This is a genomic window from Streptomyces sp. NPDC021224, assembly GCF_044332905.1.
Lineage (GTDB): Bacteria > Actinomycetota > Actinomycetes > Streptomycetales > Streptomycetaceae > Actinacidiphila.
The window spans coordinates 45,403-57,782 of record NZ_JBIRPW010000025.1 but is presented as its reverse complement, the minus strand read 5'-3'; the positions used below and the strand labels follow the sequence as shown (position 1 = coordinate 57,782).

Below are 12,380 nucleotides of genomic sequence, written 5' to 3'. Positions count from 1 at the left end.
AGGACATGTCGGGGCATCCGATCGAAGTGACACCCGGCGACGCGCGCTACGACGCGCTGAGCAGGGAATTCAACCATCGGCGGATCGCCGCTCCGGATTCCGTCGTGGTGGCCTCGTCGGCCGAAGCCGTGGTCGCCGCGCTGAGCACGTATCTGGCCAGGCCCGCGGAGTCGCGGCGGCGGATCACCGTGCGCTCGGGCGGGCATTGCCACGAGAACTTCGTGTCGTCGCCGGACGTCGGCGTCATCGTGGACGTCAGCCCGATGAACCGCGTCCACTTCGACCCCGGGATGAACGCGTACTGCATCGAGGCCGGGGCCACCAACTGGGACAGCACGACCGAGCTCTACCGGACGACGGGACTCGCCCTGCCGGGCGGCTCCTGCTGCTCGGCGGGGCTCGGCGGCCATGTCTCGGGAGGCGGGTACGGGCTGCTGTCCCGGCTGTTCGGGCTGACGGTGGACTACCTGTACGCCGTCGAGGTCGTGACGGCGCCGGACGGCAGGCACCCGCAGAAGACCTTGGCCCGCAAGGACGCGGAGGATCCCGCGCTGCGCGACCTGTGGTGGGCGCACACCGGCGGGGGCGGCGGCAACTTCGGGGTGATCACCCGCTACTGGTTCCGCGGCCTGCCCCAGCCGCCCGCCCAGGTGCTGCTGCGGGCCGTCGCATGGGACTGGCAGGACTTCCTCGCCCACCCCGAGCTCTTCCGCTCGCTGGTGCGCCGCTACGGGCAGTTCTTCGAGCACGAGGCCGCGGGGCGGCTGCCCGCCTCGCCGTTCAGGTCCTACGGCTACCGGGACATGTTCACCCTGCTGAAGCTCACGCACATGAGCGCGGGCAAGGTCGGGCTGACGGTGCAGCTGGACGGGACGAAGCCGGACTCCCCCGCGCGGCTCGCCGCCTTCCTGGACTGGATCACCGCGGACTTCCGGTCGGGCAGCACCCAACTGGTGCGCGAACAGCCGCTGGACCAGGCGCTCGGCGAGCACCCCGCGCAGGGCGGGCTGTTCATCCCCACCCTGCTGCCGTGGCTCACGGCGGCCCAGAGCCTCAACGACTCCGGGCCCAACCGCTGCGCCAAGTACAAGTCGGCGTACATGACCAGGGGCTTCACCGACCACCAGATCGAGGCGATACGACGTCATCTGACCGACCCCGGGTACAGCAATCCCGACGCCCTGGTCCAGGTCGACTCCTACGGCGGCGCCGTCAACGACCGGGCCCCCGGCGCCACGGCGGTGCCGCAGCGCTCGTCGGTGCTCAAGCTGCAGTACCAGGTCTACTGGACCTGGGGTGCCGACGCCGACGAGAACGGCCTCTTCGACTACCGGGACGCCGAACTGGAGCCGGGGATCGCCGCCCCACACCTGCGCTGGATCCGCCACCTCTACCGGGACGTCTACCGGCCGACCGGCGGCGTCCCGGCCGTCGCCGACCCGGAAGACCCGGTGACCAGGGACGCCAACACCGACGGGTGCCACATCAACTACCCCGACGTCGATCTGTCCGACCGCCGGCTCAACACCTCGGGCCAGTCCTGGCACCGGCTCTACTACAAGGGCGGCTACGAACGCCTTCAGCAGGTCAAGCAGGCCTGGGACCCGCACGACGTCTTCCGCCACGAGCAGTCCGTCGCCGTGCCCCGGTAGACGCGGGGCCCGCCTTCCGTGGGCGGCCCCGGCCCGGGGGGTGGCTCGGGCGGGCGGTGCGCGGGCCGTCGGTAGAGTCCGCGGTGGCCGCCGGGGCGTCCGGCGGGCGACAGTACAGAAGGGGGCCGGCGGGCGTGGAGGACTTCGACGAGGCGGAGCGGCAGATCTGGTCGGGAAGGGCCGCGGCCTTCCGGGACAGCTTCGCCAAGCTGTGCGCGCACACGGCTCCGGCGCTGCTGGACGCGGCCGGGGCGGGGCCGGGGATCCGGCTGCTCGATGTCGGCACGGGTGCGGGCACGGTCGCCGCCGCGGCGGCCGCGCGCGGTGCCCGCGTGACCGCGGTGGACGCCGAGCCCGGCATGATCGAGCTGGCCCGCGAGGCGGCGCCGGAGGCCGACTTCCGCCTCGCCGTGCTGCCCGACCTGCCGTTCGGGCCCGGCAGCTTCGACGCGGTGGTGGCCAACTTCGTGGTCAACCACGTCGGACGGCCCGCTGCGGCCGTCGCGGCGATGCGAGCCGCGGCCCGGCCCGGCAGCCGGGTCGCCGCGACGATCTGGTGCAGCCCGGCGGGAGCGGGGCACGAACTGCTCGGCCGCGCCGTGGAAGCGGCGGGGGCACGCGACGAGGCCGGCGAACCCCGGCTCGACCCGGCGGAGGACTTCCCCCGCACGGTGGCGGGTTTCGCGGCACTGCTGGCTGCCGCGGGGCTCACCGAGGCCGGCTGCGAGCCGGTGACATGGGATCACGTCGCGACCCCGGAGGAGTGGTGGGGCGGCGCGGCCGCCGGGGTGGGACTGATCGGGCAGACGGTCAGCCGCCAGAGCCCCGGCACGGTCGCCCGGATCAAGGCGGCCTACGACGAACTGGTCCCGGAATACGCGGGCCCCGACGGACACCTGGTGCTGCGCTACCACGCCCTGCTGGGCCACGGAGTGGCCTGAGGCGGCGGGGCAGCGGGGGCCGCGGCAGCAGCCCGGTCGGCCCCCGGCTCCGGCCCGCGGGTCGGTCCGTCCCGGGCCGGGACGCAACCGGGCGGGGCACGGGCCCGGGCCCGGAGCCGACCGGCGCGGCCGCCGCCCGGCGAATTCGTGCGCGACCCCTTGAGGGCCGCGCGGCCCGATGCTACGGTCCCGCTCGTCGAATCAGTTCGACACCGCGACGCACCGGTGGCGCGGCGGCGTACGGTTTCGGCACGGCAGTCCGGCGCACACCGCGGCAGGTACGCGGGGCAGACAGCACAGGAGCGGGCATGGCGGTCACCATCGCGGACGTGGCACGGCACGCCGGGGTTTCCCGGAGCACGGTGTCGTACGTCCTCAGCGGCAACCGGTCCATCTCGCCCGGCACCTCGCAGCGCGTCGAGCAGGCCATCAAGGAGCTGGGGTTCACGCCCCACGCCGGAGCCCGGTCCATCCGCACCCGCCGCACCGGCGTGATCGCGATGGCGCTGCCCATGGTGCACGGCCCGCACAACCAGGTGCAGATGCCGTACGTGTGGGCGGCGATGACCGAGGCCCAGGAGTCGGGCCTGAAACTGCTGATGCTCACCGCCGACGACGACGGCGCCGCGATCCGGGACGTCGTCGCGACCTCGCTGGTCGACGGGGTGATGCTGATGGAGGTGCAGGAGCGCGATCCGCGGGTGGCCCTGCTGGGCGGGCTGGACTGCCCGGCGGTGATCGTCGGCAGCCCGGACCGCGCGCACGGCCTGCCGCGCGTGGACTTCGACTTCGCCACCATGGCGCAGGAACTCGCCGACCACCTGCTGGAGCTGGGCCACGGCGCGGTCGGCTACCTGGGGCAGACGCCCGAGGTGTTCGAGCGCCAGGCCGCCTACGCCTCGCATGCGCGCGACGAGGTGCTGGCGGCCCTGGAGCGGCGCGGCCAGCGCTCCGCCTGGGCGTCCTGCGACGGCTCACCGCAGGGCGTGGCGGATTCGCTGGACGGACTGTTCGAGCGGCTGCCCGGTATGAGCGGCCTGATCGTCTACAACGAGCGCGCCCTGCGGCCGGCCATGGACCGGCTGGCCGCGACGGGCCGGCGGATCCCCGAGGACCTCTCGGTGATCGCGCTGTGCCCGGACGAGGAGGCCGAGCGGACCAGCCCGCCGGTGACCTCGCTCTCGCTGCCGGCGGAGGAGCTGGCGCGGCTGGCCGTACGCAGTCTGGCGAGCCTGGTCGCGTCCCGGCCCGTGCCCGCCCGGCAGCTCCTCGCCCCCACCTGGACGGCCCGCGCGAGCACCGCGGCCGCCGCCGGCTGACCTTCCGTACCGCCCCCGGCCCGCACCCCCGCGGACCGGACCGCCCTCCCGGCCCTTCGCACTCCCCCGGCGGCCGCCCCACGGCCCGCGCCCCCGTACCCCCCGTCACCCCGTCCGCCCCTCCGTCCGCCGTTCCACCGCCGGTCCCTCCCGGCGCGCCGGGGCACCGTCCCGTACCCCCGTACCGGGCCCGCGCCGCGGGCCGGGCATCGCACGCACTCCCTCCCGTCACCCTCCTCCCATCCTCTTGCCGTCCTCCTGCCATCCGTCGAATCAGTTCGATCAATCGAAGAGGCACCTCATGAGCCGCACCACCCGACTCCCCCGCGCGTCCGGACCCTCCGCGGCAGCCGCCTGCCTCGCGGCGGGCGCCCTGCTCCTCACCGCCTGCGGCAGCGGCGCCGCCTCCGGCGGCTCCGGCTCGGCCGGCACCCTCACCGAGACCGACTACTACAGCTCGGCCCCGCAGAACACCCAGCTCCCCAAGGTGCTGGACGCGTGCGGCGAGCAGGTCGGGGTGAAGATCCAGCACCAGACCGTCCCCCGCGAGCAGTTCATGCCCAAGCTGCTCCAGCAGGCCGCCGCCCGCTCCATGCCGGACCTGGCCCTCATCGACAACCCCGACCTCCAGCAGCTCGCCGCCACCGGCGGCCTGGTCTCCCTGTCCGGCGCCGGGCTCTCGACCGCCGGCCTCTACCCGTCGATCGTGTCGGCCGGCCAGTACAAGGGCGGCACGTACGGCATCGCGCCCGGTGTGAACGGCCTCGCCCTCTACTACAACAAGGACTTCTTCACCGCCGCGGGCCTGAAGCCCCCGACGACCTGGGACGAACTGACCATCGACGCCAAGGCGCTCACGAAGGGCGCGCGGCGCGGCATCGCCTTCTCCGCGATCGGCACCGAGGAGGGCAGCTTCCAGTTCGAGCCGTTCTTCTGGACGGCGGGCGCCGATCTGAAGGACCTCGCCTCGCCGCAGGCGGTGCGGGCCCTGACGCTGTGGAAGGACCTGGTCGACAGCGGATCGGCGTCCAAGTCCGTCGTCAACTGGAGCCAGGCGGACGTCAACGCGCAGTTCCTCGCGGGGAACGCGGCGATGATGGTCAACGGCCCCTGGCAGATACCGGCCCTGGACGCCAAGAAGGACCTGCACTTCGGCATCGTCCCGATCCCCGTGCCGTCGGCCTCCGCCGAGCCGGTCACGCCGATGGGCGGCGAGGTGTGGACCGTGGGGCGCAGCAGTTCCGCCCGGCAGGCCAAGGCCGTGGCGGTCGTCAAGTGCCTGCTCGACGCCGAGCACAGCCTGGAGTGGTCGAAGGACGCCGGATACATCCCCGGCAACCAGGCCGCCGCGGCGCAGCTCGGCGCGTCCACCCCGCAGCTCGCGGCCTTCGTGACCGAGATCGCCACCGCCCGCGCGCGGACCGCCGAACTGGGCACCGACTACCCGAAGGTGAGTTCCGCGCTCTGGACCGCGATCCAGGCGGCCCTGGCCGGGGGCACGTCGCCGCAGGCCGCGCTGACCGACGCGCAGAAGCAGGCCGGCAGCTGATGTCCGCCCTGCTCGGCAGAGCCTCCCGTCCCCTCCGGCCCGGCCGCACCGCCGGGCGCGAGAACACCACCCGCCCGGCGCGCGGCCTGCGTTCCGGCCGCCGCCCCTCCCGCACCGGCTGGCGGGCGCTCGGTTTCGTGCTCCCCGCCTGGCTGTACGTGCTGGCCTTCTACGCCTATCCGCTGCTGTCGAACGTCAAGATGGGCTTCCAGGACTACACCGTCTCGTCGTTCTTCACCGGCTCCGCGCCCTGGACCGGCCTGGCGAACTACCGGGCGGTCTGGAACAGTCCGCAGTTCACCCGCACGGTCGTCAACACCGCGCTGTTCACCGCCGGTTCGCTGCTCTTCCAGTTCGCCCTCGGTCTGGCGCTGGCGGTGTTCTTCCGCCGCTCCTTCCCCCTGGGCGGGGTGCTGCGCTCGCTGCTGCTGGTGCCGTGGCTGCTGCCGCTGGTGGTGTCCGGCACGGTGTGGCGCTGGATGTTCTACAACGACTCCGGCGTGGTCAACCAGGTGCTGCTGCAACTGCACCTGGTCCACCAGCCGGTGCCCTGGCTGGTCAGCACGAACATGTCGCTGGTCGCCGTGACGCTGGTCAACATCTGGGTCGGTGTCCCCTTCAACATGGTGATCCTCTACGGCGGCCTCCAGGCGATCCCGGAGCAGTTGTACGAGGCGGCGGCGATCGACGGGGCGAACGCGTGGCAGCGCTTCACCCGCATCACGCTGCCGATGCTGCGGCCGGTCGCCCTCGTGGTGCTCACGCTGGGGCTGATCTACACGGTCAAGGCCTTCGACGTCATCATGACCGTCTCCCAGGGCGGTCCGGCGAACTCCTCGCAGACACTGACGACGTTCGCCTACCAGCTCTCCTTCCAGCAGCTGACGTTCGGGCGCGGCGCGGCCGTCGGCAATCTGCTGATCCTGCTGGCGGTCGTCTTCGCGGCCCTCTACCTGCGCGCGGTGCGCGACCGGGAAGGAGGTGCCCGGTGAGCGCCCCTTCCGCCGTACCGCGCGGGCTGCGCCGGGTGCTGGTCCCGGCCGCGGGCGTGCTGATCGTGGCCGTGATGCTCTTCCCGCTGTACTGGATGCTCGACGCCTCCCTGCTGCGTCCCGAGGACCTGGTGAGCCCGGACCCGGTGTGGTTCCCGGTGCACGGCACGCTGGCGGGCTACCGCAGCGTCCTGGACTCGCAGGGCGGGCACCTGCTGGTGAGCCTCGGGGTGTCACTCGGCACGGTCGCGGTCACGCTGCTGATCGCCGCACCCGCCGCGTACGGCATGGCGACGCTGCGCAGCCCCGGCCGGCGCGCGCTGCTCTTCGCGCTTCTGGTGGCGCAGATGATCCCGGGCATCGTGATGGCCAACGCGCTGTACGTGGCCGCCGACCACCTGCGGCTCATCGACTCGCCGGTCGCGCTGGTGCTGGCGGACTCCACGCTGTGCGTGCCCTTCGCGACGCTGATCCTGCACTCCTTCCTGCGCGGGGTGCCGGACGAGCTGAGCGAGGCGGCCGCGCTGGACGGGGCGTCCCGGCTGCGCACCTTCGTGTCCGTCGTGCTGCCGGTGGCCCGCAACGCGGTCATCACCGCGGGGCTGTTCTCGTTCCTCTTCGCCTGGGCCGACTTCCTCTTCGCGGTCACGCTGACGACGCGGGACGACCGGGCGCCCGTCACCGTCGGCATCTACCGCTTCATCGGCGCCAACCTGACGGACTGGAACAGCGTGATGGCCACAGGTGTCGTCGCCTCGCTGCCTGCCGCCGTGCTGCTCGTCGTCGCCCAGAAGTACGTCGCCGCGGGCATCGGCAGCGGCGGCCTCAAGGACTGAACCGCGGGCGGGGCACGGCCGCCCCGCCCGCCGTCCGGCCCCAGAACCCCGGCGCCACAGCCCCCGCAGTCCTTCCGCTCCCCCCCGCTCGCGGGGCCCCCGAGACCGACCCCAGGAGAGTCCGTGCCCACCCCCTTCGACGTCGCCGGCGACACCCTGACCTGGCGCAACGGCCACCATGTGCTGACCGTCCAGCCGTGGGGCGCCGACAGCGTCCGCGTCCGCGCCGGACTGCACCGCATCCTGCCCGGCCTGCCCGGCGCCCTGGAGGCGGAACCGCCCGGAGCCGATCCCGCCGCCCTCCGTGTCGAGGCCGCCGCGGACGGCTCGTCCGCCACGCTCACGCACGGCCGCGTACGGGTCGGGGTCGACGGGCGGACCGGCCTGCTGGACTTCCGGCACTCCGGCACCGGCGCCGAGGTGCTGCGCGAGCAGCCCGCGCACTTCTGGTGGCCGGGCCCGCGCTATTTCGACGCGCTCGGCGGCGGCCTGCACCGTGTCGAGCAGCGTTTCGCCGCCCACCCCGGCGAGCGCGTCTACGGGCTCGGGCAGCACGGCCACGGCCGTCTGGACCAGAAGGGCATGGTGCTGGAACTGGCCCAGCGCAACGGCGAGGTGTCCATTCCCTTCGTGCTGTCCAGCCGCGGCTACGGGCTGCTGTGGAACAGCCCCGCCGTGGGCCGGGTCGAGTTCGCCGCCAACGGCACCCGCTGGGTCGCCGACCGGGCCCGGCAGATCGACTACTGGGTGACGGTCGGCGACACCCCCGCCGACGTCCTGACCGGCTACGCGGGCGCGACCGGCTTCCCCGCCGCGCTGCCGCGGTGGGCGTCCGGCTTCTGGCAGAGCAAGCTGCGCTACCGCGACCAGGACGAACTGCTCGCGGTGGCCCGCGAGTACGCCCGCCGCGGGCTGCCGCTGTCCGTCCTGGTGATCGACTACCTGCACTGGAAGCACCTGGGCGACTGGGACTTCGACCCGGCCGCCTGGCCCGACCCGCGCGCCATGGTCGAGGAGCTGCGGGAGCTGGGCGTCGAGCCCGCGGTGTCGGTGTGGCCGTCGGTCAGTCCGCTGTCCGCCAACCACGCGCCGATGCTGGATGCCGGACTGCTCGCCGCCTCGGGCGGCGGGGCGGCCGCGCACTCGGTGTGGCCCGACGGCGACACCCCCGCGGAGATCGGGGTGGCCTTCTACGACGCGACCGACGGGCGGGCCCGCGAGTTCCTGTGGCAGCGCGTCAAGGAGAACTACTACGACCGGGGCGTCCGCGCCCTGTGGCTGGACGGCTGCGAGCCCGAGATGCGCCCTGCCCCGCACCACCTGGACTTCGCGGCGGGCACCGGCAGCGAGGTCGCCAACCTCTACCCGCGCGAGCACGCCCGCGGGGTGTACGAGCACCTGCGGGCGGCGGGTGAGGAGGCGGTGTGCTCGCTGGCCCGCTCGGCGTGGGCAGGCTCGCAGGCGTACGGCGTCGCCCTGTGGTCCGGCGACATCCCGGCGACCTTCGGCGCGCTCGCGGACTCCGTCCGGGCGGGCCTGAACGTCGCGCTGAGCGGCATCCCGTGGTGGACGACGGACATCGGCGGCTTCCACGGCGGTGACCCGGACGACGAGGCCTACCGCGAACTGGTCGTGCGCTGGTTCCAGTTCGGGGTCTTCTGCCCGATCCTGCGGCTGCACGGCCACCGCGAGCCGCGCACCGGATTCGGCCCCATCGGTGACGGCGGCGGCCCCAACGAGGTCTGGTCGTACGGCCCGCGGGCGTACGCGATCCTGCGCGACCTGCTGGAGCTGCGCGAGCGGCTGCGCCCGTACCTGCACGCCCATCTGCGGGAGGGTGAGCGCACCGGCATCCCGCTCATGCGGCCGCTGCTGCTGGCCTTCCCCGGCGACCCGGCGGCCTGGGACGTCGAGGACCAGTTCCTCTTCGGCCCGGACATCCTCGTCGCCCCCGTCACCGAGGCGGGCGCCCGGCGGCGCCGGGTGTACCTGCCGGCCGGCGCGCGGTGGACGGACGCCCACTCCGGGCGCCGCTACCCCGGCGGCGGCCACGTTACGGTGGACGCGCCGCTGGACCGCATCCCGCTGTTCGTCCGCGACGACGCGGTGACGCCGCTCTCCCCGGCCGCCGGGCCGCACGCCTGACCGGCCCGGGACCCCAGACCGTGCGCCGTCCGGCGCACGTCCCCCCCACTCCCACGGGAGGCACGATGAACCACCGTCCCCAGCGGCCGCGCCGCGCCCGCGCCGTCACGGCCGGGCTCGCCGCGGCGGCGCTCGCGGGCAGCTGGCTGCTCGGCACCCCGGCACACGCCGGCCCGGCCGACACCACCGTGAGCATCGACCTGTCCCGCCCCGGCGCCGCGCCGAACCACGTCGGCTCCGGTTTTCTGTACGGCCTCGGCCAGGACGGCTCCGCCCCCGCCGACAGCCTGCTCCAGCCGCTCGCCCCGACGCTCTTCCGCGGCGGCGGCGCCCGGCTCGACGGCGGCGGCTGGCGCGGCGACGGCTACCGCGCGGGCAGCGGCTACCAGGCCCGGATCACCTCCGCCCTGGCGCAGGCCCGCCGGGTCACCGCCGCGCCCTACCACGCCACCTACCACCTGCTGGTCTCCGACCTGTGGGGCGCCGACACCACCCAGCCCGCCGACACCGTCTACCCCTGCGACAACGGCGACTGCTCCAACTGGGCCGCCTTCGTCGACCGCGTCGTGGGCGACGTGCGGGCCTCCGGCGTGAACGTCTCCTACGACATCTGGAACGAGCCGGACGGCACCGGCTTCTGGCAGCGCGGCGTCAACAGCGAGCAGTACTACGCGATGTGGGACACCGCGGTGCGCGAGACCCGCCGGCTCCAGCCGTCGGCCACCGTCGTCGGCCCGTCCTACAGCGGCTACAACCACGGCTGGCTGGACGGCTTCCTGGGCCGTACAAAGGCCGACGGCACCCTGCCCGACGTGGTGAACTGGCACTTCGGGCAGGACCCGGTCGCCGACAACGCCGACGCGAACGCGCTGATGGCCGCGCACGGCGTCAGCGGGCGGCCCACGACGATCAACGAGTACCTGTTCGCGCAGCAGCAGAACGCGGGCTACAGCGCGTGGTTCCTGGACCGGCTCGCGGCCTCCGGGGTCTCGCAGGCCGCGCACGCCATCTGGTCCGACTGCTGCACCAGTCCCTCACTGGACTCCCTGCTGACCGCCGACGGCCGCCCCACCGGCCAGTGGTGGACCTACCGCGCCTACGCGGCGATGACCGGCAGCACCGTCGCCGCCACCAGCAGCGGCGCGATCGCCGTCGCCGGGACCCGCGACCAGGGCGCCGCCGCCGCGTACGCGCTGCTCGGCAACAACTCCGGCCAGTCCGGGACCACCACGCTGAACGTCACCGGCCTGGCCGCCACCCCCTGGCTGCGCGGCGCGAACGGCGCGGTGCACGTACGCGTCCAGCGCATCCCCGACCAGGCCCCGCTCGACGCGCCGGTCACCGTCCTCGACACCGACCTCGCCGTGTCCGGCGGCACGCTGTCCGTCCCCGTCTCCTACGCGAGCGGCACGGACGCGTATGCGGTCACCCTCACCCCGGGCACGGGCGCGAGCGGCCCCGTCACGACGGTCGTGGACGGCACGGTGACCAGCGGCACGAACTCCTTCCGCTACGGCGCGAACTGGGGCGTGACCACCGGGGTGCCCGACATGTACCAGGGCACCGCCGACTGGACGTACACCGCGGGCGCCAGCGCGGACTTCCGCTTCACCGGCACACAGGTCGCCCTGCACGCCGTCCGGGACGTCGACCAGGGCGTCATGGCGCTCTCGCTGGACGGCGGCGCACCCGTCACCGTCGACGACTACGCCCCCGCGCGCAACGCCTCGGGCACCGTGTGGACCAGCCCCGTCCTGCCGCCCGGCCCGCACACCCTGACCATCACCCACACCGGCACCCGCAACCCCGCCTCCTCCGGCGCCAACATCGCCCTCGACCGCGCGGACGTCACCACCTCCTGACCGCGCTCCCCCGCCGGGACGGCCGTCCCGGCGGGGGACCTTGATAGCGTCGGGACGCGTGAACGACACCGTGTACACCGGCCGCGCGGCCCATGACGCGGCCCTCGACCGCGGCTGGCTCCTCGGCCACTTCAAGCCCGAGGGCGACCCGCGGCACAGCGAGGACCTGGAGATCAAGTGGGGCGTCCACCCGCCCGGCGACACCCGTGCCGCCTGGGTCCGCGGCGAGCAGCGCACCGCCCTCCTGGTCCTGATCAGCGGCCGCTTCCGCCTGGACTTCCCGCACCGCAGCGTGCTCCTGGCCGAGCAGGGCGACTACGTCGTCTGGGGCCGCGGCACCGACCACTCCTGGGAGGCCGAGGCCGCCTCGGTCGTCCTGACCGTCCGCTGGCCCTCGATCCCCGGCTACACCGCCCCACCCCCGCCCACCACGCGATCGACCCCTGAACCAGCCTGACCCCGGCACACCCCGCTCCGACACACCCCGCTCCGGTACCCGACCTCCTGTACGGGTACGCCGGATTCGCTCGCTTCGTCTAGACGGGCCCGCGCACACTGCGTAGTCCGGACGAAACGCACCACGGGCCGCGGCGGGCGGACCCTACTGTTCCGGCCATGAAGATCACTCGCACAGTTGTCGCAGTCATCGGCGGGTTCGCCGCGTTCACGCTCACCGCGTGCGGACCCGCCGGAACGCCGGACGCCGGTTCCGCGGCGCGGGCCACGCCGACCGCGACGGCAAGCACCAGCACGACCCGGGCCGCCACCCCCACGACGGAACCCGCGACCACGTCCCCGTCGCCGACCACTGCGCCGCCCACGACAAGCGCCCCGCCCACCACGACCGCGCCGCCCGCGCCGAAGAAGACGGCCGCGCCGAGGAGAACGACCGCGAGACCCGTGGTCCGGCACACCGTGGCGGCGCCGAAGAAGGACGTGTGCAGCATCCGCTCCAACGCGGGGAACTGCTACAAGGCCGGCCAGTTCTGCCGCAACGCCGACCTCGGGGCGACGACGACGGACGCGAACGGGCGGGACATCACGTGCGAGACGGTGTCCGGCAGGCCGCACTGGCACTACTGAC

At 73.9% G+C, this 12,380-nt stretch carries 10 protein-coding genes; all 10 read left to right on the top strand.

What is annotated here, in order from left to right; translation table 11 throughout:
* The first annotated feature begins 5 nt into the window (after nucleotides 1–5).
* Nucleotides 6–1,652: an FAD-dependent oxidoreductase gene (locus ACH4PY_RS35275; protein ID WP_398192558.1), complete on the top strand. Its 1,647-nt coding sequence runs from the start codon at nucleotides 6–8 to the stop codon at nucleotides 1,650–1,652.
* A gap of 134 nt (nucleotides 1,653–1,786) precedes the next feature.
* Nucleotides 1,787–2,593 carry a class I SAM-dependent methyltransferase gene (locus ACH4PY_RS35270; RefSeq protein WP_398192556.1) on the top strand — a complete coding sequence of 269 codons (807 nt, stop codon included), beginning with the start codon at nucleotides 1,787–1,789 and terminating at the stop codon, nucleotides 2,591–2,593.
* A 308-nt stretch (nucleotides 2,594–2,901) separates the two neighbouring features.
* Nucleotides 2,902–3,912 carry a LacI family DNA-binding transcriptional regulator gene (locus ACH4PY_RS35265; protein WP_398192554.1) on the top strand — a complete coding sequence of 337 codons (1,011 nt, stop codon included), beginning with the start codon at nucleotides 2,902–2,904 and terminating at the stop codon, nucleotides 3,910–3,912.
* 301 nt (nucleotides 3,913–4,213) lie between these two features.
* Complete coding sequence (locus tag ACH4PY_RS35260; RefSeq protein ID WP_398192552.1) at nucleotides 4,214–5,461, top strand: extracellular solute-binding protein; 1,248 nt, start codon at nucleotides 4,214–4,216, stop codon at nucleotides 5,459–5,461.
* The gene (locus tag ACH4PY_RS35255) at nucleotides 5,461–6,453 is read left to right on the top strand and encodes a carbohydrate ABC transporter permease (protein WP_398192551.1); all 993 of its coding nucleotides are present in this window, start codon (nucleotides 5,461–5,463) and stop codon (nucleotides 6,451–6,453) included. Before ACH4PY_RS35260 ends, ACH4PY_RS35255 begins: the two co-directional genes overlap by 1 nt.
* A gap of 74 nt (nucleotides 6,454–6,527) precedes the next feature.
* On the top strand, nucleotides 6,528–7,289 hold the full coding sequence (locus ACH4PY_RS35250; protein WP_398192597.1) for a carbohydrate ABC transporter permease: 762 nt from the start codon (nucleotides 6,528–6,530) through the stop codon (nucleotides 7,287–7,289).
* A gap of 123 nt (nucleotides 7,290–7,412) precedes the next feature.
* The gene (locus ACH4PY_RS35245) at nucleotides 7,413–9,434 is read left to right on the top strand and encodes a TIM-barrel domain-containing protein (RefSeq protein WP_398192549.1); all 2,022 of its coding nucleotides are present in this window, start codon (nucleotides 7,413–7,415) and stop codon (nucleotides 9,432–9,434) included.
* 65 nt (nucleotides 9,435–9,499) lie between these two features.
* The gene (locus ACH4PY_RS35240) at nucleotides 9,500–11,296 is read left to right on the top strand and encodes a beta-xylosidase (protein WP_398192547.1); all 1,797 of its coding nucleotides are present in this window, start codon (nucleotides 9,500–9,502) and stop codon (nucleotides 11,294–11,296) included.
* Between the two features lie 58 nt (nucleotides 11,297–11,354).
* On the top strand, nucleotides 11,355–11,753 hold the full coding sequence (locus ACH4PY_RS35235; RefSeq protein WP_398192545.1) for a signal peptidase I: 399 nt from the start codon (nucleotides 11,355–11,357) through the stop codon (nucleotides 11,751–11,753).
* 158 nt (nucleotides 11,754–11,911) lie between these two features.
* Entirely contained in the window at nucleotides 11,912–12,379 is a 468-nt protein-coding gene (locus ACH4PY_RS35230; RefSeq protein WP_398192544.1) for a hypothetical protein, read from the top strand.
* The last annotated feature ends 1 nt before the right edge of the window (nucleotide 12,380 follow it).